This window comes from Streptomyces sp. DSM 15324 (genome assembly GCF_001514285.1).
Taxonomy (GTDB): domain Bacteria; phylum Actinomycetota; class Actinomycetes; order Streptomycetales; family Streptomycetaceae; genus Streptomyces.
Window position 1 is genome coordinate 100114 of sequence record NZ_KQ949031.1, and the last position, 22938, is coordinate 123051.

25 protein-coding genes are annotated in these 22938 nt (G+C 73.4%); 6 read left to right on the plus strand and 19 right to left on the minus strand.

Translation table 11 applies throughout. The annotated features are described in order from the left end of the window. Positions 1 to 23: 23 nt before the first annotated feature. Entirely contained in the window at positions 24 to 1271 is a 1248-nt protein-coding gene (locus AQJ58_RS26540; RefSeq protein WP_067254483.1) for an RNA-guided endonuclease InsQ/TnpB family protein, read from the plus strand. Between the two features lie 71 nt (positions 1272 to 1342). Further along, the gene (locus AQJ58_RS45490) at positions 1343 to 1474 is read left to right on the plus strand and encodes a hypothetical protein (RefSeq protein ID WP_267892099.1); all 132 of its coding nucleotides are present in this window, start codon (positions 1343 to 1345) and stop codon (positions 1472 to 1474) included. Between the two features lie 292 nt (positions 1475 to 1766). Here the strand turns inward: AQJ58_RS45490 and AQJ58_RS46025 are convergent, their stop codons facing one another. The 5 genes from AQJ58_RS46025 to egtA form a co-directional block, all read right to left on the minus strand. Continuing rightward, positions 1767 to 1955, minus strand: a complete 189-nt coding sequence (locus AQJ58_RS46025) for a hypothetical protein (protein ID WP_067254486.1) — start codon at positions 1953 to 1955, stop codon at positions 1767 to 1769. Positions 1956 to 2173: 218 nt separating this feature from the next. Beyond that, a complete protein-coding gene (gene egtD, locus AQJ58_RS26555; protein ID WP_067255131.1) occupies positions 2174 to 3154 on the minus strand; it encodes an L-histidine N(alpha)-methyltransferase in 981 nt (326 codons plus the stop codon). Between the two features lie 73 nt (positions 3155 to 3227). Beyond that, positions 3228 to 4007, minus strand: a complete 780-nt coding sequence (egtC, locus tag AQJ58_RS26560) for an ergothioneine biosynthesis protein EgtC (protein ID WP_067254489.1) — start codon at positions 4005 to 4007, stop codon at positions 3228 to 3230. Beyond that, on the minus strand, positions 4007 to 5326 hold the full coding sequence (gene egtB, locus AQJ58_RS26565; protein WP_067254491.1) for an ergothioneine biosynthesis protein EgtB: 1320 nt from the start codon (positions 5324 to 5326) through the stop codon (positions 4007 to 4009). The genes egtC and egtB overlap by 1 nt, the downstream gene beginning before the upstream one ends. Continuing rightward, positions 5323 to 6642 (minus strand): ergothioneine biosynthesis glutamate--cysteine ligase EgtA, encoded by a 1320-nt coding sequence (egtA, locus tag AQJ58_RS26570; RefSeq protein ID WP_067254493.1) that lies wholly within the window; start codon positions 6640 to 6642, stop codon positions 5323 to 5325. The genes egtB and egtA overlap by 4 nt, the downstream gene beginning before the upstream one ends. 297 nt (positions 6643 to 6939) lie before the next feature. Here egtA and AQJ58_RS26575 point away from each other — a divergent pair, with 297 nt between their 5' ends. Continuing rightward, positions 6940 to 7779 carry a TIGR02452 family protein gene (locus AQJ58_RS26575; RefSeq protein ID WP_067254495.1) on the plus strand — a complete coding sequence of 280 codons (840 nt, stop codon included), beginning with the start codon at positions 6940 to 6942 and terminating at the stop codon, positions 7777 to 7779. Here AQJ58_RS26575 and AQJ58_RS26580 read toward each other — a convergent pair. From AQJ58_RS26580 to AQJ58_RS26595, 4 genes are all read right to left on the minus strand, one after another. Further along, complete coding sequence (locus tag AQJ58_RS26580; RefSeq protein ID WP_055636018.1) at positions 7764 to 8210, minus strand: type II toxin-antitoxin system PemK/MazF family toxin; 447 nt, start codon at positions 8208 to 8210, stop codon at positions 7764 to 7766. The two genes, AQJ58_RS26575 and AQJ58_RS26580, sit on opposite strands and share 16 nt — an antisense overlap. 112 nt (positions 8211 to 8322) lie before the next feature. Continuing rightward, positions 8323 to 9804: an SPFH domain-containing protein gene (locus AQJ58_RS26585; protein WP_067254498.1), complete on the minus strand. Its 1482-nt coding sequence runs from the start codon at positions 9802 to 9804 to the stop codon at positions 8323 to 8325. 144 nt (positions 9805 to 9948) lie between these two features. Further along, positions 9949 to 10167 carry a hypothetical protein gene (locus tag AQJ58_RS26590; RefSeq protein WP_199844688.1) on the minus strand — a complete coding sequence of 73 codons (219 nt, stop codon included), beginning with the start codon at positions 10165 to 10167 and terminating at the stop codon, positions 9949 to 9951. A 49-nt stretch (positions 10168 to 10216) separates the two neighbouring features. Next, positions 10217 to 11638, minus strand: coding sequence for an amidase (locus AQJ58_RS26595; protein ID WP_067254501.1), 1422 nt, complete (start codon positions 11636 to 11638; stop codon positions 10217 to 10219). Between the two features lie 237 nt (positions 11639 to 11875). Between AQJ58_RS26595 and AQJ58_RS26600 the strand changes: the two genes are divergently transcribed. After that, positions 11876 to 13270, plus strand: coding sequence for a glycoside hydrolase family 43 protein (locus AQJ58_RS26600; protein ID WP_067254504.1), 1395 nt, complete (start codon positions 11876 to 11878; stop codon positions 13268 to 13270). A gap of 49 nt (positions 13271 to 13319) precedes the next feature. Here AQJ58_RS26600 and AQJ58_RS26605 read toward each other — a convergent pair whose 3' ends face one another. Then, positions 13320 to 13910 (minus strand): TetR/AcrR family transcriptional regulator, encoded by a 591-nt coding sequence (locus AQJ58_RS26605; RefSeq protein WP_067254506.1) that lies wholly within the window; start codon positions 13908 to 13910, stop codon positions 13320 to 13322. A 106-nt stretch (positions 13911 to 14016) separates the two neighbouring features. Further along, positions 14017 to 14178: a hypothetical protein gene (locus tag AQJ58_RS43965; protein ID WP_199844701.1), complete on the minus strand. Its 162-nt coding sequence runs from the start codon at positions 14176 to 14178 to the stop codon at positions 14017 to 14019. On the opposite strand from AQJ58_RS43965, the gene AQJ58_RS46030 reads away from it, so the two are divergent. After that, positions 14165 to 14311, plus strand: a complete 147-nt coding sequence (locus AQJ58_RS46030) for a hypothetical protein (RefSeq protein WP_420712186.1) — start codon at positions 14165 to 14167, stop codon at positions 14309 to 14311. The genes AQJ58_RS43965 and AQJ58_RS46030 overlap by 14 nt on opposite strands. 99 nt (positions 14312 to 14410) lie before the next feature. Here AQJ58_RS46030 and AQJ58_RS26615 read toward each other — a convergent pair whose 3' ends face one another. The 8 genes from AQJ58_RS26615 to AQJ58_RS26650 form a co-directional block, all read right to left on the minus strand. Continuing rightward, a complete protein-coding gene (locus tag AQJ58_RS26615) occupies positions 14411 to 15055 on the minus strand; it encodes a response regulator transcription factor (protein ID WP_067254512.1) in 645 nt (214 codons plus the stop codon). Further along, on the minus strand, positions 15052 to 16356 hold the full coding sequence (locus tag AQJ58_RS26620; RefSeq protein ID WP_067254515.1) for a sensor histidine kinase: 1305 nt from the start codon (positions 16354 to 16356) through the stop codon (positions 15052 to 15054). The genes AQJ58_RS26615 and AQJ58_RS26620 overlap by 4 nt, the downstream gene beginning before the upstream one ends. Positions 16357 to 16447: 91 nt before the next feature. Further along, a complete protein-coding gene (locus AQJ58_RS26625; RefSeq protein ID WP_067254517.1) occupies positions 16448 to 17596 on the minus strand; it encodes an ABC transporter substrate-binding protein in 1149 nt (382 codons plus the stop codon). Between the two features lie 175 nt (positions 17597 to 17771). After that, positions 17772 to 18764, minus strand: coding sequence for a helix-turn-helix domain-containing protein (locus AQJ58_RS26630; RefSeq protein ID WP_067254520.1), 993 nt, complete (start codon positions 18762 to 18764; stop codon positions 17772 to 17774). Beyond that, positions 18761 to 19036, minus strand: a complete 276-nt coding sequence (locus tag AQJ58_RS26635; protein WP_159056343.1) for a hypothetical protein — start codon at positions 19034 to 19036, stop codon at positions 18761 to 18763. The genes AQJ58_RS26630 and AQJ58_RS26635 overlap by 4 nt, the downstream gene beginning before the upstream one ends. Before the next feature lie 139 nt (positions 19037 to 19175). Beyond that, positions 19176 to 20150 (minus strand): alpha/beta hydrolase, encoded by a 975-nt coding sequence (locus AQJ58_RS26640; protein ID WP_067254525.1) that lies wholly within the window; start codon positions 20148 to 20150, stop codon positions 19176 to 19178. A gap of 208 nt (positions 20151 to 20358) precedes the next feature. Further along, entirely contained in the window at positions 20359 to 21420 is a 1062-nt protein-coding gene (locus AQJ58_RS26645) for an FkbM family methyltransferase (RefSeq protein ID WP_067254528.1), read from the minus strand. 160 nt (positions 21421 to 21580) lie between these two features. Next, entirely contained in the window at positions 21581 to 22141 is a 561-nt protein-coding gene (locus tag AQJ58_RS26650) for an NADPH-dependent FMN reductase (RefSeq protein WP_067254531.1), read from the minus strand. Between the two features lie 115 nt (positions 22142 to 22256). On the opposite strand from AQJ58_RS26650, the gene AQJ58_RS26655 reads away from it, so the two are divergent. Next, positions 22257 to 22913, plus strand: coding sequence for a TetR/AcrR family transcriptional regulator (locus AQJ58_RS26655; protein ID WP_067254533.1), 657 nt, complete (start codon positions 22257 to 22259; stop codon positions 22911 to 22913). Positions 22914 to 22938: the final 25 nt, after the last annotated feature.

The window sequence follows — 22938 nt, forward strand, 5'->3', positions numbered from 1 at the left end:
CCAATCGTAGTAGGATCTTGAGTGTGCAGCTGCGCTACAACTACCGGGCCTACCCGGATGCCACCCAGCGCCGTGCGCTGGCGAGCGCGTTCGGGTGCGCCCGTGTGGTGTGGAACGACTGCCTGCGCGTCCGCAAGGAAGCGCACGCGGCAGGGCTGCCCTACGTGACGTCGGCCGAGCTGTCCCGGCTTCGCATCACCCAGGCCAAGCGCACCCAGGAACGCGCCTGGCTCGCCGACGTCTCAGCCGTCGTCCTGCAACAGTCCCTGCGGGACCTCGACACCGCCTACAAGAACTTCTTCGACTCGGTCAAGGGCAAGCGGCAGGGCCGCAAGGTCGGCCCTCCCCGCTACAAGTCGAAGAAGGACACCCAGCAGTCGATCCGTCTCAACACCAACGCCTTCTCCCTCCAGGACGATGGCACCCTGTACGTGGCCAAGGTCGGCAATCTCAAGGTCAAGTGGTCCCGCCGGCTTCCGGCCGCGCCCACGTCCCTGACCGTCACCAAGGACAGCTGCGGCCGGTACTTCCTCAGCTTCGTCGTGGACACCGAGCCGGACAGCCTCCCGGGAGTGGAGACCGACGCCGGTATCGACCTCGGTCTGTCGGCCTTCGCGGTCCTCTCTGATGGGCGGAAGATCGACAGCCCGCGCTTCCTGCGCCGGGCGGAGAAGAAACTCAAGCGCCTTCAGCGGGAGCTGTCCCGCAAGGTGAGGGGATCGAAGAACCGGGCCAAGGCCCGCATCAAGGTCGCACGCCAGCACGCCAAGGTGGCGGACCGGCGCCGGGACTGGCACCACAAGGCATCCACACAGATCGTCCGCGACAACCAAGCGGTGTATGTGGAAGACCTCGCGGTGTCCGGCCTCGGCCGCACCCGGCTCGCCAAGTCCGTGCACGACGCGGGATGGTCCGCGTTCGTCGGCATGCTGGAATACAAGGCGGCTCTGTACGGCCGCACCTTCACCAAGGTGGACCGTGCTTTCCCGTCCTCTCAGGTCTGCTCGGCCTGCGGATTCCGGGACGGCCCCAAGCCTCTGCACGTCCGCCAGTGGACGTGCGGGGCCTGTGGCACCATGCACGACCGCGACCACAACGCAGCACGCAACGTCCTCTTCGAAGGACGCCGCATCGTCGCCGCCGGACGGGCGGAGACGCTAAACGCCTCGTGGAGCGCCGGTAAGACCAGGACGAAAGTCCCGGCACAGCGCGGTGAAGCAGGAAGCCCCCGGAAGGGTCAGCCGACCCAGGCCGGAATCCCTGGACTTTAGGCCAGGGAGCACGTCAACAGCGACTGCGTGACGAGGGAGGACTGATCGAGCTGCGCCGAGGCCGTGGCGCGGTGATCACCGCGGCACCCGGCATCGCGGACCAGGCCCGCCTCACCGAGGCCGTGCACGGCCTCGTCGCCCGGGCACGCGCGTTCGGCCTGACGGACCAGGAGCTCCTGTCCTTGGTGCACAACTGCCTGTGACGCGGGTTCGGGATGCGGGCGCGGGCGTCAGTCCGGCATGCCGGTGACGTAGTTGTCGTCAAGGGAAACGGGGGTGCGGCGGGTCGGTGAGCCGGGGCAGCACGGCGGGGTGGCTGATCTGCTGTCCCGTCCGGCGGATGCCGAGTGCCCGGAGCTACGGGTCTGGCCGGCTGCGGCTGTTGCTGACGAGGATGGCCACCAGGCACAGCCGGCCCCCACACCCAGGACATCGACCGCGGTGGTGACGCAGGCCGCCGCGCCGGCCACCTCAAGGGCGACGGCGTCACCGGCGTCACCGGTCCCCTTCCGCACCAGCTCGGGTGCCGGGTTCCACCACGTCCACCTCGGCGCCGACGGCCCTGGCGACCAACCTGATGAGGATGCAGACCGGACCGCCGCCGATCACCGTCCAGCGCTGCTGCATCGTGCCGGGCGAGTCGATGCCGTGGCCGAGCCCGCGGTCCCGGACCGCCCGCAACACCCGCCGCCCGGCAGGCGGCCTGGGACGGCGGCGACAACCCGCAGTGGGCGATCACCCACCGGGTGCCGGACGCTACTCGATCACCAACCGCACACAGCGGCAACGTGGCCTCCGGCTCGGTCACCAAGCAGTGGACGTTTACCGCCCGGCGACCGACCGGCGGCGGCCCCCAGAAGGCCGGGGCCGCCGCCGGTGACGATCGGGCCGTGCCGGAGCGGCTACGCGGGAGCCGCGAGCAGCAGCGCGAATCCGGCGTCGGAGTCCGCCCAGAGTTCCTGAGTGCGCAGGCGGGCCTCGGTCATCTCCTCCCGCAGTCCGTCCGTGGTGAACTTGGCGCTGCGCTCGGTGATCCACTCCTCTCCGCGCTCGAAGTGCACCGCCAGGTCGAGTTCGCGGATCTTCACCAGTTGCTCGGTTCGGCTGCGCAGCCGCATCTCGATGTGGCTTTCCGCGCCGTTCCACACGGCTGTGTGGTCGAAGGCGTCGGGATCGAAGTCGGCGTCCAGTTCGCGGTTCAGGACGTGGAGCAGATGCTTGTCGAACTCGGCCGTGACGCCCTGCGCGTCGTCGTAGGCCGCGATCATCTCCTGCTCGTCCTTCACCAGGTCGGCGCCGATCAGCAGGAAGTCCTGGGGGCGCATGACGTCCCGGAGCCCGCGGAGGAAGGGGACGCGGGCTCCCCGGCGGAAATTGCCGAGCGTGCTGCCCAGGAAGGCGATGAGCCGGGGGCCGTCCTCGGGCAGGTCCGGCAGGACGAGCGGAGCCGTGAAGTCGCTGCGGAGGGCGTGGAGGCGGATCTCCGGGTACTCCTGGACGAGGTGGGCGCCGGCCTGGTGGAGCGCGTCGGCGCTGACGTCGACGGGGACGTAGTTCAGGCCGGCCGGGCCCAGCGCCTCGAGGATCAGCTTGGATTTCGTCGAACTACCGGATCCGAGCTCGATCATGCTGCGGGCCCGGGTCCGCGCGGCCACGTCCTGGGCGTGGAGCCGCAACAGCCCCAGCTCGGCCCGCCACAAGGGGTATTCGGGGAGCTGCGTGATCTCCTCGAAGAGTTCGCTGCCCCGGGCGTCGTAGAACCACGTGGGCGCCGTGGACTTGGGGGTGCCGGTCAGTCCGCCGTGGATGTCGGCGCGCAGGGCCCTCGCGTAGTGCTCGGCGTCGAGGGTGTCGGTGTAGCCGTAGGCGCGGGAGCCGGTCATCATGGCCTCGTTTCGGTCGAACCGTCGGCCGCCCATGAGGCGGCGCGACCTGTGCGGGAGAGCGGGAACGGACTCACGTAAGGGGCTCCTCGGGGGGTGCGGATGCCGGGTCCTTGAGGGGGGTGAGGAGGACCTCGGTGCGGTTCGCGGTGAGGAGGGTGCGGTCGGGGACCTCCTGCCAGCGCGGGTCGTCGTCGTACGGTTCGGAGGCCACGACCGTGCGCCGGCCGGGGTCGGCGCGGTACCAGAGGGAGTCGCCCCAGGCGGTCGCCGTGATGGTCGCGCCGTCGGTGAGCAGCAGGTTGAGCCGGGAGCCGGGGGCCGCGGCGGCGACCTCCAGGACGGTGTCGGCCAGGGCCTGCCCGCCGGGGTCGCCGCCCCGCAGCCGGGCCAGGACCAGCGCCCAGACGAACGCGGAGTCGGTCCGGGCCTCCAGCGCCAGGAGGTCCGCCGCGGGCAGGGTGTGCGCGAGGACCGCGAGGGAGGACGGCCAGCCCGCCACCGCCCCGTTGTGGCTGAACAGCCAGGGGCCCTGCGCGAACGGTGCCGCGGCGGCCTCCGCGTCGGCCCCGGCCAGCGTCGCGTCCCGTACGGCGGCCAGCAACGCGCCGGAGCGCACCACGCGCGCCAGGTCGGCGAAGGACAGGTCGGCCCAGATCGGCCCGGCGCGGCGGTAGCGGGCCGGCACCGGATCGTCCTCGGCGTACCAGCCCACACCGAAGCCGTCGGCGTTGACCGTCCCGTACCGCTGCCGCCGGGGCGCCCACGACTGCCGGTACAGACCGTGCGGCGGGTCCACCAGGATCCGGCCGAGCGGCTCCGAAGGGCCCAGGCAGGCGAGATGACGGCACATCAGAGCGCCCCGGAGCGGGCGGTGCGGAAGCCGGAGAAGATCTGCCGCCGGATCGGCAGGTCCCAGTTGCGGAACGTGCCCCGGCAGGCCACCGGGTCCACCGCGAACGAACCGCCGCGCAGCACCTTGTACTCGGGGCCGAAGAACACCTCCGAGTACTCCTTGTAGGGGAAGGCGGTGAAGCCGGGGTAGGGGAGGAAGTCGCTCGCCGTCCACTCCCAGACGTCGCCGATCAACTGGCGTACGCCGAGCGGGGACTCGCCCTGCGGGTAGCTTCCGGCGGGGGCGGGGCGCAGATGACGCTGGCCCAGGTTGGCGTGCTCGGGCGCCGGGTCGGCGTCGCCCCACGGGTAGCGCATCGAGCCGCCGGTCGCCGGGTCGAAGCGGGCCGCCTTCTCCCACTCGGCCTCGGTGGGCAGCCGGCGCCCGGCCCAGCGGGCGTAGGCGTCGGCCTCGTACCAGCACACGTGCAGGACCGGCTCCTCGGGCGGTACGACCTCGGTGACCCCGAACCGGCGGCGCAGCCACTGCCCGGCGTCGCGGTGCCAGAACAGCGGGGCGTGGAGGCCGTGCCGGCGGATGTGCGCCCACCCCTGCGTCGTCCACCAGCGCCGGTCGTCGTAGCCGCCGTCGTCGATGAACGCCTGGTAGGCGGCGTTGGTGACGGGAGTGGTGTCGATGTGGAAGGGCGCCACCTCCCGTTGGTGCGCGGGGCGTTCGTTGTCGAGCGCCCAGGGCTCGGTGGAGGTGCCCATGGTGAACGGCCCGCCGGGGACGAGGACTTCGGCCGGACCGGTGAACAGCGGCGCGGGCTCCGGGTCGGCAGCGGTGAGGACCTGGGGGCCCAGCCGCAGCTGATGGGTGATCAGCATGGTCTCGTCGTGCTGCTGTTCGTGCTGGGCGATCATCCCGAAGGCGAACCCGGCCTCGGTGAGCCGGGTGCCGTGGAAGTCGGCCGACTCCAGGACGTCCGTGACCCGTCCGCGTACCTCCGCCGCGTAGGCGCGGGCCTCGGCGGGCGGCAGCAGCGGCAGCGAGGGGCGTTCGGCACGCGGGTGCTCGAAGGCGTCGTACAGGCCGTCGATCTCGGGGCGCATCGGCTCCCGGCCGCCCACCGTGCGCAGCAGCCAGAGCTCCTCCTGGTTGCCGATGTGCGCGAGGTCCCACACCAGCGGGGACATCAGCGGGGAGTGCTGTGCGGTGAGGTCCGGGTCCTCGACGCAGGAGGTCAGCAGGGTGGTGCGGTCCCGGGCGGTGGTCAGGGTGGTCAGCGCGCGCTCGCGGAGCGTGCCGGCGTCCGGGAGGTGCTCGGTGGTCATGGGCGTGGGTCCTTCCCGTACGCGCGGGTGTCCGTGCCGCGCAGGCTGTCCAGCTGGTCGTCGGCGGGAGTGCGGCCCTTGAGCACATAGCGGTCCCGGTACTCCGAGACGGCGTCCACGATCGTGGCGGGGGCGCCGAGCCGGGGCAGCGCGCGCAGGGCCGCGGCGAAGCACTCGACGGCGGCCGTGTGCAGGCCGGGGTCGGACAGGCCGTAGCGGGCCGCCTCGATCCACAGCGGATTGTGCGGGGCGGGCTGCGGCAGACCGCGCGGGGCCAGGGGCTCCACGGCGCGGCAGGCGTCCTCGGCGGCCTCCGGGTCGTCGAACAGGGCCGTCGTCACGGCGACGGGCACGATCCAGCCGTGGTCGCCGGGCTGGGCGTCGATCATGCGCAGCTCCAGATGGCCGCGCGGCCTGACGGGCGGGAACAGCGTGGTCAGGTGGTAGTCGAGGTCCGCCCGGGTCGGCTGCCCGGTCCGGGTCCACTCCCGGAACGTCATCCGTTCGGGCACGTCCCACGGGCCGCTGTCGCGCCGTATGCACATCACCGGCGAGTCCAGCACATGGCGGGCCCAGGCGTCGCGGGGGTCGCCGTCCAGGGCGGGGGCGCCCGCGCGGCCCGCGCCGATCTCCATCCACAGCAGCTGCCGGGTGGAGCGCCAGCCGGTCGGGGCCCCGCGCAGCAGCGGGGAATTGGCGAAGGCGGCCACCAGCACCGCGCCCAGGGTGTGCGCGAGCCACCAGCGGCGGCCGTGCCCCAGCGGGCCGGACCCCTCGTAGCCGGCGTCCAGGCAGACCTGTACGGAGGCCGAGGTGCACATCATGGCGCGGCCGGCCGGGCCGGTGCGGTCGAGGCAGGCCTCCATGGCGTCGTAGCGCGGCTCGTGGAGGAACCGGCGAGGGGTGTGCCAGGGGTCGGTGCCGAGGCCGGCCAGGACGAGTCCGTGCTCGCGCAGGACCGCGCGGACGGCGTCCAGGTCGGCGGAGAGGGTGCCCACGCACTCGGGGAGGGAGGCGGCGGGCGGAGAGCTGAGCTCCAGCTGGCCGCCGGGCTCGACGGTGAGCGCCGACCGCAGGGGCGCGCTCTCCAGTGCGGCGTAGGCCGCCGCGAGCCGTTCGGGTGTCACGGGGAGCTGCGGTGACCGCTGCTCGTGGACGAGCCATTCGAGTTCGACGCCGACCGTCCGGGGCGGGCCGGTCTTGAAGCAGATGCCCCTGACCAGGGCCTCCACCTCGGCTTCGGAGAGGGAGGTGCGAGGCGCCGTACAGTCGGTGTTGTCGGACTTTTCGGTACAGTCGCTGACCGAATCTGACATGTCTGGATCCTCCTGAGGTACCACCATGCCACCTGTCCGGCGATCAGGCCGCCGGACCGGCAATCACCCGATCCACCCAAGCCCCTGGAACCCCGTCGCACAAGAGTGCATATCGGGGCCCATGTCGTGGAGAACCTTCGATTCCGTGCTGGTCGCCCGGCGTTTCCGGGGAGTTCCCGGGGTGTTCCCGCCGTCGGAAATCTCCTTGCACGGCCGGTCGGCCGTCGCCGACGATGCGTGCATGAGCACAACCACGGGGGAAGCACGCACGGTCATGGCGTCCACGGGGGTGGCGCCATGAGCGCGCGCCTGCGCGGCATCGCCCGGGAGACCGAGGAGATCGTCGCGGCCGGGGGGTACCGCTCGCCCGGCGGCCGGGCGGTGGAGCTGACGGCGCTGATCGGGGCCGCCCGGGCCGGGACCCGCATGCGGGGACCCGGACCCGTTCCGGTCCCTCCGGTGCCTCCCGTGGTCACCTCGGTCGAGGTCACCGGCGAGAGCAGTACGCAGGCCGCCCGCCGTCTCGCGGACGCGCCGGTCGCCGTCCTCAACTTCGCCTCCGCCCGCAACCCCGGAGGCGGCTATCTGAACGGCGCCCAGGCGCAGGAGGAGGCCCTGTGCCGGGCCTCAGCGCTGTACACCTGCCTGCTGGAGGCCCCTGCGTTCTACGCGCACCACCGCGCCCACCGCGATCCGTTCTACACGGACCGGGTCGTCCACTCGCCGGCCGTGCCCGTCTTCCGGGACGACCGGGGCCGGCTGCTGGACGAGCCGTTCACCGCCGGGTTCCTGACCTCCGCCGCGCCGAACGCCGGCGTCGTGCTGCGGACGGCGCCCGAGCGGGCGCCGGAGCTGCCGGGCGCCCTCGCGGCCCGTGCCGAGCGGGTCCTGCAGACGGCCGCCGCGCACGGCTACCGGCGGCTGGTGCTGGGGGCCTGGGGCTGCGGGGTGTTCCGCAACGACCCCGCGCAGGTGGCGGGGGCGTTCCGGGCGCTGCTCGGCCCCGGCGGGGCCTTCGAGCATGCGTTCGAGCGAGTGGTGTTCGGGGTCCTGGACCGGACGCCCGGGGCGGTGGTGCGGTCCGTGTTCGAGCGTGTGTTCGAGAGTGAGGGGCGTACGGCTCAGGTCCAGCCGTAACGCTCGTGCAGCCGCTGCCGGACGAGGTTGAACCGGCCCCGGTCCAGCGCGCAGGCCTCGCGGCGCATGCCGTCCTCGTGCAGCCGCAGGACACGGTCGACGTCCACCCAGGAGTCCCGTCCGGTGCGGTCCCAGGGGCCGCTGCCGATCCCGACCCACTCGCGGTCGTTGTCGTGCCGCTTGCTGGAGAGCTGGACCGCGAGGAACGTGCCGGCCGCCTCACGGGCGACGACGAGCACCGGTCGGTCCTTGCCCCGGCCGTCGTTCTCCTCGAAGGGCACCCACGTCCAGACGATCTCACCGGGGTCCGGGTCGCCGTCGTGGGCGGGGGAGTACTCGGTGCGGACCCGGCCCACCTCGCGCGGGTCGGCCTCGGTGGTGGCGGAGGGGCCGAAGCGCCCCGGGACGTTCTCATCCGTGAAAGCGGTCACGGGGGCACCCTAACCGCGGGCCCCGGGACACCCGCAGGGCCCCCACCCCCGCACCCGGACGCGCCCGTGGGGGCGACCCGCAGGCCGCCCCCACGGGCATCTCACGCGCGGGTCACGCTCCTTCGACGGGCACCTTCTGGGACGGCGGCGCACCGGCTCCGTTGAGGGCCGACGTCCCGTTCGCCGGCTGCCCGTTCTGGTTCATGGACGACAGCAGCTGCCGGGCGAGCCCGAGGCCGGTACCGCCCATGGTGAGCGCCTTCGCGAACACCTCGGCCATGCCGTCGGCGCCGTTGAGCAGCACCATGTTGTCGACGTTGCCGAACGCGGACGCGCCCGCCTGGACGATCTCCGGCCACTTCTCGGCGAGTTGCTGGGCGACGACGGCCTCCTGGTTCTCGGCGAGGGCCGCGGCGCGCGCCTTGATGGCCTCCGCCTCCGCGAGACCCTGCGCCTTGGTCGCCTCGGCCGCCGCCAGACCGCGGGCCTGCGCGGCGGCCGCCTCGGCCTCACCGGTGGCCCGGGTCGCCGCCGCGGTGGCGGCACCCCGGGTCTTGGTGGCCTCGGCCTCGGCGCCGGCGGCGGTCTTCACCCGGGTCGCCTCGGCGGCGGCCGCCAGCTCCGTCTCCTTCGCCTTGGCCTCGGCCGCCGAGATCCGCGCGTCGCGCTCGGCCTCGGCCAGCGTGCGCTTCTCGTACGCCTTCGCGTCCGCCGGCTTGCGGACGTCGGCCTGGAGCTGCTGTTCGCGCCGGTGCGCCTCCAGTTCGGCGACCCGGGTCTCCTGGACGACGACCTCCTGCCGGGCGGCCGCCTCGGCGTGCGGGCCCGCCTGACGGGCCTTGGCCGCCGCCTTGTCCCGCTCGGCCTGGTAGCCGGCCTGGAGGATCTCGCTGTCCCGGGTGGCCTCGGCCATCCGGGCGAACGAGGCCTGCTCGGCCTCCGTGGCGAGCCGGTTCGCCTCCGCCTGGGCGATCCGGGCGTCCCGCTGCACGGCCGCCGCGTGCGGCATCGCCAGGTTCTGGATGTACCCGGTCGGGTCCTCGATCTCGTGGATCTGGAGGGAGTCCACGATCAGACCGAGCTTCTCCATCTCCGTGCCGCAGGCGGCACGGGTCTGCCCCGTGAGCTTCTCCCGGTCCCGGATCATGTCCTCGACCGTCAACCCGCCCACGATGGACCGGAGATGACCGGCGAACACGTTGTGCACCCGCTCCGACATCATCCTCTGCTGGTCGAGGAAGCGCCGGGCGGCGTTGGCGATCGACACGAAGTCGTCGCCCACCTTGAAGATGACCACGCCCCGTACCTTCAGCGGAATGCCCTGGTGCGTGACGCAGTCCACCTGCAGTTCGGTCTCGTTCAGGTCGAGCGACAGCTTGCGCACCACCTGCACGCCGGGCATCACCAGCGTGCCGCGCCCCGTGACGATGCGGAAGCCCATGCCCTCCTCCAGCCCCTCCACACGGTGCTTGGAGCCGGAGATGACGAGTGCCTCGTTGGGTTCCGCGACCCGCCACATCAACTTGAACAGACCGATCAGAACGAGAACGGCGGCGACCGCCGTCCCCGCAACGACGCCGACAACCATCGGCATACGCCCCCTTTGCATGGTGCCCTTTCGGCACCGAACGAAGGGAGTCTGCGCCTGCGGGGGCCCCGGGTGAAGACCCCCGAGGATCCTTGTTGCAATCTTGACGCAGACCTGGCCGACACCGCTCTCACCTGCGCCGCAGCCGGCTCAACTGTCGTACGCCTCCGTGACGTAGACCGTTCTCGGGGCCAGGTACTCCACCACCATGACCACCCTGCCGCGCTCGATCCGGCCGGTGCCGTCCGCGGCGTAGGCGAGGAAGTGCTCCGCCCCGCCGCGCACCCGGACGATCACCTCGCCGACGAGCCCCGGCCCGATCGTCCCGGTGACCCGCCCCATCAGCCCGACCATCGACGCATCGCCCATGGTCACAGCGTACGGGCGGCAGGACCGCGGGTCAGCGGGAAGGGCGCGGTCAGACGGCCGGGGACGGTGCCGCGAGCGGCTCGGGCCAGTGCTCGTGCCACCGCAGTTCCGCCTCCAGCTGGGCCGCGAGCGAGAGCAGCAGCGGCTCGCTGTGCGCCGGGCCGAGCAGTTGGGCGCCGACCGGCAGCCCGCCGGGCGCGAAACCGGCGGGGACGTTGACGCCGGGCCAGCCCAGCACGTTCCACGGCCAGGCGTAGGGGCAGGCGGCGATCATCGCGCGGTCGGTGGCGAATCCGCCGAGGTGCAGCATGGCGCCGATGCGCGGCGGGGGAGCGGCCGTGGTCGGCGCGAGGACGACGTCGTACGCGCGGAAGAAGGAGCCGATACGGCGGTGCAGGACCGCCTCCGCGCGCCGGGCCGCCTTCAGCGGGGCGCCGCCGAGCAGCCGGCCGAGCCGTGCGGCGTCGCGGGTGCGGGGGTCGAGGAGCGCCGGGAAGGGGGCGTCGGCGACCCACTCCGCGATGCCCGCGGTCGCCCGGGGCACGAAGGTGAGCCCGATGTGCCCGTACGGCGGGTCCGCCTCCTCGACCTCGTGGCCCAGGTCGGCGAGGTGCCCGGCCAGCTCCACGACCCGCGTCCGCACCTCCGGCGTCAGCCGTGCGGGCACCGCGGTGAACGGCGGCTTCAGCGAGAGCGCGATCCGCAGCCGGCCGGGGTCGCGGCGCACGGCCGCCAAGGCGTCGATCGCGGCGGGCCGGTGCGGATCGAGATCGTGGTTGCCGCTCGCCGCGTCGAGGAGCAGGGCCGCGTCCTCCACGGTCCGGGCGAGGGTGCCGTTGACGGTGATGCCCTGGAAGGACTCGCCGCGCGGCCAGGTGGAGACCCGGCCCCGCTGCGGCTTCACGCCGACGAGATGGGTCCAGGAGGCGGGGATGCGGACCGAACCCGCGCCGTCCGACCCCAGCGCGGCCGGCACCAGGCCCGCCGCCACCGCGGCCGCCGAGCCGCCCGAGGAGCCGCCCGGGGTGTGATCGGTGCTCCACGGGTTGCGGGTGGCGCCGAACGCCGGGCCCTCGGTGAAGGGCCACTGCCCCAGCTCGCAGGTGTTGGTCTTGCCGACGACGACGGCCCCGGCCGCGCGCAGCCGCCGTACCGCCTCCCCGTCCCGGGCGACCGGCGGGTGATCGCCGGCGCAGCCGAACGCGGTCGGCGAACCCGCCACGTCCATGTCGTCCTTGACGGCGACCGGCACGCCCAGCAGCGGCCCGCGCCCCCCGTCCGCCAGCTCCCGGTCGGCCGCGTCGGCCTCGGCGAGCGCGGCCTCGGCGCGGACGATCCGGAAGGCGTTCAGGGTGCCCTGGGTGGCCTCGATCCGGGCCAGGGTCTGTTCGACCAGCGTGCGCGAGGAGACCTCGCCCGCGGCCAGCGCCCGGGCGGTCTCGGCGAGGCCGGCGGCACGGTCGGGCGTCATACGGGGCACCTCCGGGACGACATCGTCTGACACTACCGAACGGTAACGTCTCGGGGCCGCAGGACGGAACGGCGCGCTGCGGCCTGTCGGCTGACAGGGCGTCACAGCCGCACCACAGGTACCACCTGTTCCTGCGCAAACCATTGACGTGTCCCTGACTCGCGCTTACCTTCTGACCGACTTTCCGAACCTTGTTCGGAATGTCGGACTACTGAGCCGTAGTGAAGAGAGCCGACCATGACCTCACCCCGCCCCGCCGCGTCTCCGTCCCGCCGAGCCCTGCTGCGCGCGATGGCCGTCCTGCCCGCCTCGGCGTTCGTGCTGGGCGAGCTGCCCGGCCTGCTCGGCACCGCCCTCGCCGCAGCGCCGGCCGCCGGCTCCGCCACCCGCTACACCATCGTGCCGTTCCTCAACAGCAACGACGGCACGGTCAACGTCTACCAGTCCGACGACGCCACCGACTTCCGGCTGGTGCAGTCCTCCGCGTACACCCCGCCCGCGAACCGCATCCGCGACGCGAGCGTGTTCAGGCACACCGACGGCTACTACTACCTCACCTACACCACCCACACCTGGCAGGACGTCAGCACCACGATCGGCTTCGCCCGCAGCGCCGACCGGGCCACCTGGACGTTCCTGTACGACTACACGGTCCCGATCAGCGGCCTCTCGCGCGCCTGGGCACCGGAGTGGTTCGTGGACAGCGACGGCAGCGTCAACGTCATCGTGTCCTGCTCGCCCACCAGCGACGAGTGGATCTTCACCCCGTATCTATTGAAGGCCACCAACACCGCGCTGACGGCCTGGAGTTCACCGGTCGCCCTGTCCGGCATCGGCTCCAACCACATCGACACCTACATCGTGAAGGTCGGCTCGACCTACCACGCCTTCACCAAGAACGAGACGACGAAGTACATCGAGTACGCCACCGCGAGCAGCCTCGCCGGGCCCTACACGATCTCCCGGACCGGCGACTGGGCCGGCTGGGGCAGCTACCGTGAGGGCCCCTCGGTGATCCAGCTCGACAACGGCACCTGGCGGATCTTCTTCGACGGCTACGGCGACGGCACCTACTACTACAGCGACAGCACCGACTCCTTCGCCACTTGGAGCGCCCCCAAGGCCCTGCCGGCCATCTCGGGCACAGCCCGCCACTTCACCGTCATCAAGGAGACGGTGTCCGGCGGCCCGAGCATCACCAGGAACGCCACCCGCTCCTTCCGGTCCGCCAACTACGCGACACGGTACTGGCAGACGCAGTCCTCGCTGCTCAACCTCCCGGTGGTGACCGGCTCCAGCACCAGCGGCGAGAAGACGGCGTCCACCTTCACGGTCGTCGCGGGCCTCGCCGACTCCAACGGCTACTCGTTCCGCGACTCCTCGGGCAACTACCTGCGGCACTACAACTTCCGTGCCCGCTTCGACGCCAACGACGGCACCGCGACCTTCGCCAAGGATGCCACGTTCGTCGCCCGCACCGGCACGGCGAGCGGCTCGGTGCGCTTCGAGTCGTACAACTACCCGGGCTACTACCTGCGGCACTACAACTACCAGCTGAGCGTGGTCGCGTCGGACGGCACGGACCTGTTCCGGCAGGACAGTTCCTTCATCCCGGTGACGGCCTGGGCCTGAGCACCCCCCGGGCCGCGCGCAGCCGCCCGGCCCGGCCGCCCGGGCCGGTTCACCGCGGCGCGCGCAGTCCCGCCACGAGGAGGCCGACCAGACGGCGGGCGTCGTAACGGGGGTCGTGCTCCGCGCCGATGCAGAGATTGCCGGTGCCGCGCATGAGTTCGTAGGCGGTGATCCCGGGGCGGATCTCGCCGGCGGCGACGGCGGCCTCGATCAGCTCGGTGCACACGGGCACCAGCCGGTCGAGGAAGAAGTGGTGCAGGCCCTCGAAGCCGGCGTCGTCGGACTGGAGCACCGCCGCGAGCCCGTGCTTGGTGACCAGGAAGTCGGTGAAGAGGTCGATCCACCGGCCGAGCGCCGCGTACGGGGTCGGGCCGGCCGCCAGCAGCGCCGGGCCCGCCTCGGCGCAGGCCTCGACCTGGTGCCGGTAGACCGCGATGATCAGATCGGCCCGGGTCGGGAAGTGACGGTAGATCGTGGCCGTGCCGACGCCCGCCCGCGCCGCGATGTCGCGGACCGGCGCCTCCACGCCCGACTCCACGAAGATCGCGGCCGCCGCGTCGAGGAGGCTCTCCTTGTTGCGCCGCGCGTCCGCCCGCTGCGGGCGCCCCGCCTGCCCCACGCCCACCTGGCCGTCCTGCACCGCGCCCTGCCTCCCCCTCCGGGGTCCTGTCCGGGGCCGTCGAGCGAGACCCCGTTCCGTCTGCCCATGATGGCAGGTGGCGCCGGGAGGTGCCCCAGGGCCGTGGTCAGGGGCGGCCGCCGGTGGCCTCGATGCCGTGGCCGAAGCGGCGCGGACGGCCCGCGAACGCGGCGAAGTCGTCCCGCGACCTGTCGTGCGGCACCTCGATCGGCTCCGCCGTCATCGGGGTGGTCCTCTCCCAGGTCCTCTCCCGGATGACCACCACCATGGGCGGCTGCACCTTCGCCTCCGAGGACGGCCCCCGCAGCGCGCTCCTCGCCGGCGGCGGCCTCGCCCCGGTCTCGGCCGCCCTCGCCGCCGTCGCCACGGCCGCCGACCAGGTGACCGCGGACCCGGCATGACCGCGGACCCGGCATGACCGCAGAGCCGGCCACCGAACCCGAGCGGCCCGCCAAGGTCTGACCCACCGCGGGGGCGCCCGGCCACCGGGCGCCCTGTCGTCACCCCAGGTCCAGCAACCCCCGCCGCACCGCCTCCGACACCGCCGCCGCCCGGTTGTCCGCGCCCAGCTTGCGGTAGAGGCGCACCAGATGCGTCTTCACGGTGGCCTCGCTCAGGAACAGCGCCTCGGCGATGCCCCGGTTGCTCAGCCCTTCGGCCAGCAACCGCACCACCTCCACCTCCCGGCCGCTCAACTCCTGGGTGGGCGAAACCACTTGGCCCACCAGCTCGTCCATGACCTCCGGCGCGAGCCCCAGCGCCCCGGCGGCCGCGCCGCGCACCGCCCGGAACAGCTCCTGCGGCGGCCCCGCCTTCAGCACGTACCCCCGCGCCCCGGCCTCCAGCGCGCGCACCACGTCCGCCCGGCCCGAGTAGCTCGTCAGCATCACCGCCGGCACCCCCGGCGCCTCGGCCGCGAGCCGGCGCACCGCCTCGATCCCGTCGGCACCGCCCCCGCCGCCGAACCGCAGGTCCATCAGCACCACATCGGGCCGCAGCCGCGCCGCGAGCCCGACGGCCTCCTCGGCGCTGCCCGCCTCCGCCACCACCTCGACGTCCGGCTCCCCCTCCAGCAGCGCCCGCAACCCGGCCCGTACGACGGCATGGTCGTCCGCGAGCAGCACCCGCAACGGCCCACCGCTCATCGCGCGGCCACCGGCGCCGGCCGGGCCCAGGGGGCCATGGGGACCGTGGCGCGCACACAGGTGCCGTGGCCCGGGGCGCTGCCGACGGCGAGCTCGCCGCCGCACTCGCGCAACCGGGCACGGGCGGCCGGCAGCCCCAGCCCCCGGCCCGCCGGGGAAGCGCCGGTGACCCGGCCGGGCTCGAACCCGGCGCCGTCGTCCCGCACTTCGAGCTCCACCCGGTCCGTCCCGGCCCGCAGGGTGACCTGGACGTTCACCGCGTGGGCGTGCTCCCGCACATTGGCCAGCGTGCTCTGCGCGACCCGGAACAGCGTCGCGGCGGCCTGCGCGTCGAGGCCGGCGGTCCCCTCGCCGGGACCCGCGGCCCGCCCGTCGAGGGCGGTCCCGCCGCTGCCCGCCGTGCGGAACCGGACCCGCGCCGCCGCACCCTCCGCCTCGGCCCGTGCGCACAGCAGCCGCAGCGCGCCCTCCAGTCCCGACTCGTCCACGGCCGAGGGCGTGAGGTCGCGGATGATCCGGCGGGTCTCGGCGAGCGTGGTGTGCAGCCCGTCCGCGACGGCCCGCACCCGGGTACGGGCCACGTCCGCCCGCCCGTCCCAGTCCCGCTCGGCGGCCTGGAGCAGCATGACCCCGCCGGAAAGCTCCTGGGCCAGCGTGTCGTGCAGGTCCCGGGCGATTCTCGCCCGCTCGGCCAGCACCCCCGCCTGCCGCTGCTGCCGCGCCAGGACGTCCCGGGTGCCCCGCAACTCCTCGACCAGCCGCAGCCGTTCGGCGGCGTCGAGCTGCTGGGTCCGGTAGAGCGCGAGCGTGCCCCACACGGCCGCCACCGGGATCAGCGCCACCTCCGGGTCGAACGTCCCCGTACCGTAGGCCGGTTGACCGACGAGGACGACGGTGAGCGCACCCACCGCCACCCCGGCCGCCCGACGGTCCAGGACCCGCAGCGCCGCGCAGGCCAGCGGGACGGCGCACCAGGTGTAGGTCGAGACCAGCGAGGGCGCGAGCCCCAGCAGCAGGGCCCACAGCCCGAGCAGCGCCGCGAACCACGTGTGCCGGCCGAAGCTGCCCCAGCGCCCGGAGCGCCCGAACCGGTCCCCGGCGGCGAGCCCGCCCGCGTAGCCGACGGCCAGCAGGGTGCTGACCGTCAGCACGTCCCAGCACAGCCCGAACCCCAGCCGCGCGAATCTCACCAGACCCGCCCCGACGACCAGGAAGAACGTCAGATGGGAAAGGTGCGACAGACCCGGTCGGCTCCCGAGGACGGCTCTCACGGCGGTACGGACGGGAGCGCGGTCGGACACGAAACCCCCTTGGACGATGATCCGTTCGAACAGGGGAGCCGAGTCTATCGGGCGGCTGTAGGGGTGGTGTGAGGACGCGGGGCGACCGCTGTCAGGCGCCCGGGCGCAGCCCGAGGAAGCCCGGCGTCGGATCGCCCTTCACCTCGCCGAAGTACAGGGCGAAGGTCTGCTTCAGCCGCTCCACCTCGGCCCGGTCGGACATGAAGCGGGGGAAGCCGTCGAGGTGGGCGTTGGGGTACTCCCAGACCGGCTTCAGACCGGCCGGGGGAGTGATGTCGGTGCGCACCGACCAGCCGTTGAACGCGCTCTGCTGAGTGGCGGTCGACAACTGCCAGTTGAGGTACAGCTTCGCCGCCGTGGTGTTCGCGGCCGCCTTCAGGATCGCCGCCCGCTGGCCCCAGGCCATGAACGGGGCGCTCTCAGGCATCACCCACTTCACCGGGCCGGTGCCCAGCGGCGCGCCGGAGCCGCCGACGCCGATCGCGTACTGCCCGGAGCGCACCGCGTCACCGGGGGAGTTGCTGCCGCGGGCGAACCGGACGTCCTGCGCGGCCAGACGGGCCACGAAGTCCCAACCGTAGTACTTCACGTACAGCGAGTAGAGGTAGAGGACCGCGTCGTCGTCGTGCGGGAAGGAGGAGGCGATCCGCCCCTTCCAGCGTGCGTCGAGCAGGTCCAGCGGGGTACGCGGCGCCCCGGCCCCGGCCGCGTCCGGGCCGTACATGAAGCTGAACCCGATCGCGCCGATCGCGACCCAGGCGCCCTGCGGGTCCTTGAACTTCTCGTACACCTGGGAGAACCCGGCGGGCCGGTAGTGCAGCAGCCGGCCCTGGGACTTCCAGCGGACGAAGTCCTGGAGCGTCTGCAACTGGACGACGTCGGGCACGAGGGTGCCGGTGGCGAGCTGGTTGTCGACCCGGACGTCGTGGTACTTGCTGTAGTCCACGATCAGCTTCAGGTCGATGTCCGGGAAGCGCCTGAGGAAGGCGGCCTTGGTGCCGTCCTGCTGCGTCGGGGTGTCCCCGCCCGCGTATACGACGAGCTTGCCTCCCTCTGCGAGGGCGTCCCGGTACAGCTCGTCGAGCGACCGGGTCTCCTCGGCCCCGGCGCCGGTCCGCGCGGCGGTGGGGGTGGCGGAGGCGGGGGTGGCGGAGGCGGGGGAGGTGCCGAGGGCGCCGAGGCCGAGGGCGGCACCCGCGCCGGTCGCGAGGAGACGCCTTCTGCTGGGGGAGCTGGGCATGGTGCTCAGACCTCTCTGATCTCTGAAGGGGGGTGGGGACCGGGCGCCGCGGTCGGTCCCGATTCTGCGCCGCGCGGACGCAGCCGCGCGTCGTCCGGACGGCTGCGTTGCCGGGCGTCCGGTGGAACCCCCGTTCAACCGATCGGTTGAACGACGAGAGGTGGGGCGGGGGGCTCTACGCCCGGGTCAGACGCCGAGTCGTCAGCGCGAGGTGCAGGCGAAGCCGGCCCTGCGGGGTGCGCACCGGCCAGCCCAGCAGGTGCTCGGCTTGGGTGAGGCGGTCCTGGAGCGTGGAGTGGTGCACGTTCGCCTCGGTGGCGGCCGCCCGCAGACTCGCCGTCGCCACGACGGCGTACAGCGTGGTGAGCAGCCAGGGCGCGTCCGCGGCGGCCGCCTCCAGCGCCTGGACGTCGGGCGGCGGTTCGGCCCCCGGCACGACGACCTCGGCCAGCAGGGCGATGCCGCCCAGCTCGTCGGCGTACACGACCCGGGGGCCGGGGTCCTGGGCGGTTCCCTCGGCGGTGAACCTCAGCGCGGTGCGGGCGGCGGCCCAGGAGCGTGGCAGGTCCAGGACGGGGACGGCGGGGCCGACGCCGGTCCGCGGGCCCGCGGACTCCGTGACCGGGCCCCCGGCGGCGACGACCCGGGGCCGTCCGGACGGTACGGCGACGGCACGGGCGGCGGCCTGCGGGTCGAGGCCGAGCCGCCGGGCCGCGTGCAGCCGGGCCGGCTCGCCGGCCGTGGCGTCCAGCACGGTCTCGACCAGGGCGGGGTCGTCGAGCGGGGCCCGCCCCCGGGTACGGTCGAGGACGAGCCGTGCCGCTCCGGCGGCCCGCTCCAGGATCACCGCGTCGACCACGCTGGGCACCGCTCCGGCGCGCTCCAGCCACAGCGCGGGCGCGCCCCCGGGCGTCAGGGCCGCGCACGGCCACTCGGGGTCCGGCGTCAGGTCCGAGTCCCGTCGGGTGCCGTCCGCCTCGACCCGTACCCGTACCCGCCGGTCGGCGTCGACCAGCCGCGCGGGCACCCCGGCCAGTACGGCGGCTCCGCGCACCAGCGCCTCGACGCCGACGCGGGCCTCGGCCAGTCGGTCGAAGTAGGCGATCACCCGCACGGCGGCACCCGCGTCGGGGTCCAGCGCGGTCAGACGCCCGGCCAGCTCTTTCATGGGGCCATCATGCGCCACGCGCACGCCGGTGAGGAGTCCCGGAGGCAGCCGCGGGCGGGGGGCCGTCGTGCTGGTGCCGCGGCGGGCTCGGCGGCTCCGGGGGCGAGTGCTTCGGCGTCGGCTCGGGCTCTGGGGGGTGCGGCGGCTCCGCGGATGAGCGCCTCGGCGTCGGCGCGGGCTCCGGGCCGTACGGCGCTCCGCGGGACCAGTGCCTGCACGCCGGGCCGGGAGCCGAGGGCGGCGGCCCGCTGCTCGTGCTCGGGAAGGTGCATGGCGCTCCTGATCGGGAACGTGCGTGGCCGGTCCGGTCCGTCCGCGTCGGGAGGGAGGGGCCCGGGTGGCCGCGTGCCGAAGGCCCCGGTGGACCCGGCGGACACCGCCCCGCCGGCCCCGTCGGCCACCCGAGTCGTCCTACTCCGCGAGCAGTCGTCGCAGCCAGTCCACGTGGGCCGCCCGGGCCGAGCGGGACAGGGCCGCCTGGGGGGCGAAGCCGTCGAAGCCGTGGAAGCCGCCCGGCCAGACGTGCAGCTCGGCCACGCCTCCCGCCTGCCAGATCCGGGACGCGTAGGCGACGACCTCGTCCCGGAAGGTCTCCGCGGAGCCGACGTCGAGGAAGGCCGGGGGCAGTCCGGACAGGTCCTCGGCGCGGGCCGGCGCCGCGTAGGGGGAGACGTCGGGGCCGCCGCGCAGTTCGCCGAGCAGGGCGCCCCATCCGGTCTCGTTCGCCGTGCGGTCCCACACGCCGAGGCCGGCCATCTGGTGCGAGGAGGGGGTGTCGTTGCGGTCGTCCAGCATCGGGCACATCAGCAGCTGGCCGATCGGCCGCGGGCCGCCCCGGTCGCGCAGCAGCAGGGCGAGCGCCGCGCTGAGTCCACCGCCCGCGCTGGCCCCGGCGATCACGATCCGCTCCGGGTCCGCGCCCAGCTCCTTCGCGTGCTCCGCCGTCCACAACAGCCCGGCGTACACGTCCTCGACCGGCGCCGGGTGCGGGTGCTCGGGCGCCAGACGGTACTCCACGGACACCACGACCAGGTCCAGTTCCCGGGCCCAGTCCAGCGCCGCGTCGACACCGACCCGGTTGGTGCCGAGGACCATCCCGCCGCCGTGCACGTGGTAGACGACCGGGCGCGGCCGGGCCGGTGCCGGTGTGGTGGGCCGACAGATCAGCAGCGAGATCTCGGGGGCGCCCTCGGGCCCCGGCACGGTCCTGTCCTCGACCTCGAAGGCCCCGCCCGCCGTCAGATCCAGCTCGGCCAGCATCGAGATGCCCGGCCCCTGCCGGATGGCGTCGATGTCCTCGGGGGACATCCCGGGCTGGACCACCTCCTTGATCAGCTCCAGCGCGGCGGCGAGCTCGGGGTCGAACGGGGGCGGAACGGATGTCATGGGTTCTCCTCACGCGGGAACGCGGCGGCTCGTGCGGACATGATTCAGCCGTCCGCCACCGCCCGGAGCACCGCCGTCCGGCGGAACCTCCCCGCCATCCGGCGGGTGACACCCTCCACGGCAGGGGCGCCTTGCGAGGTCATGACCTGCTGTGCGCCGGATTCCGGCGTACGTGCCCGAGACCGGCGTCCCGTGAGGCCCAGACCGCCTAGGAGGCCTGGGAGGCCTGGGAGGCGGTGGACGCCTGCGAGGTCGGGGTGGGGGACGCCTGGGCCGGGGCCGCGGTCGCGCGCATCATCACGCAGTCGAACTCGATCACGCGGCCGGTGGTCGCCTCGCGCGTCACCGGGTACATGCCGGTGATGCCGAAGCCCTCCGCCTCGTACGCGGCGACGGCCTCGCCCATCGTGGGGCTGCCCTCGTACAGCCGCAGACAGGCGACCTCGGACTGCATGCCCACGAACTCCGCGACGCGCTTGCCGGCCCCCGCGAACACCTCCAGGTCGTAACCCTGGGTGTCCATCTTCAGATACGGCACCGGACCGGCCAGTCCCGCCAGGGCCTCGTCCATCACCTCGTCGAGGCGGCGGATGCGGATCTCCTCGGTGTCGGAGTTCTTGAACCGGCCGTAACGGCCCTTGCCGTACTCGCTCGCCGGCAGCAGGGAGTTCATGGTCAGCCAGCTCTTGTGGATCTCGGCGGTCGTCTCCTCGCGGCCCAGCCCGCACTGGTGGACCTGCCAGTCGGGGTCGTTCTCGGCGGCCTTCGCCAGCCGGGCGAACGTCTCCGAGGTCGGCTCGAAGGACACGATCCGGCCCGTGTAACCGGACTTGCGCAGCCGCTTGGCGTACTGGCCGGTGTTGGCGCCGACGTCGAAGACGCAGTTCACGCCGTACAGCTCCAGCATGGCGACGACATGCTGGACGCACAGGTACTCGGCAGCGGAGAGCTGGATCCTGCGCTCGTCCTGGTGCTCCGGATCCTCGATCAGGAGCACGGCACCGCTGTCGCCGAGCGGTACGACCCCCGTCTCGGCGACGCCCGTCCGCGCGCCGTCGCGGGTGCGCCGCAGGACCCAGGTGTCCTTGTCGACGCCGGTCACCCGGTACGGGCCGCCGCGCCGGGAGACGACCTTCGTGGCCGCGTTCACGTCGGTCACCTCGTAGGGACCGCCCCGCCGCGACACGACCGCCGCACCCGGGCCGAGGTCGGTCACCTGGACGCCCACGCGCGGCATCAGCTGGAGCAATCGTCGAAAAAGGGTCTGCATGACCCAGCCTTATCAGACCGCACGGTCGGCGGTCTGCGGGTTGCATCACTTTCGACGAGGTGACGACGTACCGGTTACTCGGCGGGCACGACGAGGGGGCCGCGGCAACCCGTGCCGCGGCCCCCTCGTGGCGTGCCGTACGCCGTGACGCTCCCCGTGATCAGGCGGCGAGGTCGCCCGCGGCGCCGTGCAGCCGGGCCACGACCTCGGTCAGCTGGGCGGCGACCTCGGCGTCGTCGGACGGGTGGGTCTCGGCGAAGCGGGTCAGCGAGCCGGGGATGGAGAGCTTGACGTCCTCGAGGACCTTGCCGCCGGCGAAGCCCACGGCCTTGCGGGCCTCGTCCTGCGCCCATACGCCGCCGTACTGGCCGAACGCGGTGCCGACCACGGCGACGGGCTTGCCGCCGAAGGCGCCGGCGCCGTACGGGCGGGACAGCCAGTCGATGGCGTTCTTCAGGACGGCCGGGATCGTGCCGTTGTACTCGGGGGAGAAGAGCAGGAACGCGTCGGCGGCCTGGGCGGCCTCACGCAGCTTCGTGGCGGCGGCCGGGGCGCTGCCCTCGACGTCGAGGTCCTCGTTGTAGAAGGGGATCTCGGCGAGGCCCTCGAAGAGCTCGACCTCGACGCCCTCCGGAGCGACCTTGACGGCCGCCTCGGCGAGCTGGCGGTTGGTCGAACCGGCGCGGAGGCTGCCGACGAGCGCGAGGATGCGGACAGACATGGGAACTCCCAAGGGCTGAAACACGGTGTATACGATCCGGACCAGGGTCCGCTTAATATGTAGCAGCATAACCGGACCGTGGTCCAGTTCATTCCCGGTGCTTTACGCTGAGTTCATGTCCAGCGTTCTGCCCCCCTGTCCGGAGCCCGAGGAGAAGATCGGCGAGTCTCAGCAACTGATCCAGCTGGGGACCGCCGGTGACGAGCCGTGTCTGCGTGCGGACGCGGCCCGCAACCGTGCGCGGCTGCTGGACGCCGCTGCCCGGCTGATCGCCGAGCACGGCGCGGCCGGGGTGACGATGGAGGCGGTGGCCGCGGCCGCCAAGGTGGGCAAGGGCACGGTCTTCCGCCGCTTCGGCGACCGCACGGGACTGCTGATGGCGCTGCTCGACCACTCGGAGCAGAAGATGCAGGCCGCGTTCCTCGGCGGGCCCCCGCCGCTCGGACCGGGGGCGCCGCCCGTGGAGCGGCTGCGGGCCTTCGGGATCGCCCTGCTGCGGCGCCTCGCCGGCGAAATGGACCTGCAACTGGCGGCCGAGGCGGCCGCGGACCGCCGCTACGCGGTGCCCGCCCATCGCGTCCAGCACAGCCATGTCGTCCTGCTGCTGCGCCAGACGCTGCCCCGTGCCGACCACGAGCTCCTGGCCCACACCCTGATGGGCTACCTCAACCCGGCCCTGGTCCACCATCTGACCCGCCGGTGCGGGGTGCCGATGGCCCGGCTGGAGGACGGGTGGACCGACCTGGTGGACCGGATCGCGGTCGGCGGCTGAGCGCGCGCCGCACGGAACGCCGCGG

Bases quoted from the DNA above. Each gene is read 5' to 3' on its own strand.
- egtC (WP_067254489.1), bottom strand. From the start codon at position 4,007: ATGTGCCGTCATCTCGCCTGCCTGGGCCCTTCGGAGCCGCTCGGCCGG.
- AQJ58_RS26630 (WP_067254520.1), bottom strand. From the start codon at position 18,764: ATGAAAGAGCTGGCCGGGCGTCTGACCGCGCTGGACCCCGACGCGGGT.
- AQJ58_RS26645 (WP_067254528.1), bottom strand. From the start codon at position 21,420: ATGCAGACCCTTTTTCGACGATTGCTCCAGCTGATGCCGCGCGTGGGC.
- AQJ58_RS46030 (WP_420712186.1), top strand. From the start codon at position 14,165: ATGACCACCACCATGGGCGGCTGCACCTTCGCCTCCGAGGACGGCCCC.
- AQJ58_RS26655 (WP_067254533.1), top strand. From the start codon at position 22,257: ATGTCCAGCGTTCTGCCCCCCTGTCCGGAGCCCGAGGAGAAGATCGGC.
- AQJ58_RS26650 (WP_067254531.1), bottom strand. From the start codon at position 22,141: ATGTCTGTCCGCATCCTCGCGCTCGTCGGCAGCCTCCGCGCCGGTTCG.
- AQJ58_RS26615 (WP_067254512.1), bottom strand. From the start codon at position 15,055: ATGAGCGGTGGGCCGTTGCGGGTGCTGCTCGCGGACGACCATGCCGTC.
- AQJ58_RS26590 (WP_199844688.1), bottom strand. From the start codon at position 10,167: ATGGGCGATGCGTCGATGGTCGGGCTGATGGGGCGGGTCACCGGGACG.
- AQJ58_RS26600 (WP_067254504.1), top strand. From the start codon at position 11,876: ATGACCTCACCCCGCCCCGCCGCGTCTCCGTCCCGCCGAGCCCTGCTG.
- AQJ58_RS26595 (WP_067254501.1), bottom strand. From the start codon at position 11,638: ATGACGCCCGACCGTGCCGCCGGCCTCGCCGAGACCGCCCGGGCGCTG.
- AQJ58_RS26575 (WP_067254495.1), top strand. From the start codon at position 6,940: ATGAGCGCGCGCCTGCGCGGCATCGCCCGGGAGACCGAGGAGATCGTC.
- AQJ58_RS26640 (WP_067254525.1), bottom strand. From the start codon at position 20,150: ATGACATCCGTTCCGCCCCCGTTCGACCCCGAGCTCGCCGCCGCGCTG.
- egtD (WP_067255131.1), bottom strand. From the start codon at position 3,154: ATGACCGGCTCCCGCGCCTACGGCTACACCGACACCCTCGACGCCGAG.
- egtA (WP_067254493.1), bottom strand. From the start codon at position 6,642: ATGTCAGATTCGGTCAGCGACTGTACCGAAAAGTCCGACAACACCGAC.
- AQJ58_RS26635 (WP_159056343.1), bottom strand. From the start codon at position 19,036: ATGCACCTTCCCGAGCACGAGCAGCGGGCCGCCGCCCTCGGCTCCCGG.
- AQJ58_RS43965 (WP_199844701.1), bottom strand. From the start codon at position 14,178: ATGGTGGTGGTCATCCGGGAGAGGACCTGGGAGAGGACCACCCCGATG.
- AQJ58_RS26585 (WP_067254498.1), bottom strand. From the start codon at position 9,804: ATGCCGATGGTTGTCGGCGTCGTTGCGGGGACGGCGGTCGCCGCCGTT.
- egtB (WP_067254491.1), bottom strand. From the start codon at position 5,326: ATGACCACCGAGCACCTCCCGGACGCCGGCACGCTCCGCGAGCGCGCG.
- AQJ58_RS26625 (WP_067254517.1), bottom strand. From the start codon at position 17,596: ATGCCCAGCTCCCCCAGCAGAAGGCGTCTCCTCGCGACCGGCGCGGGT.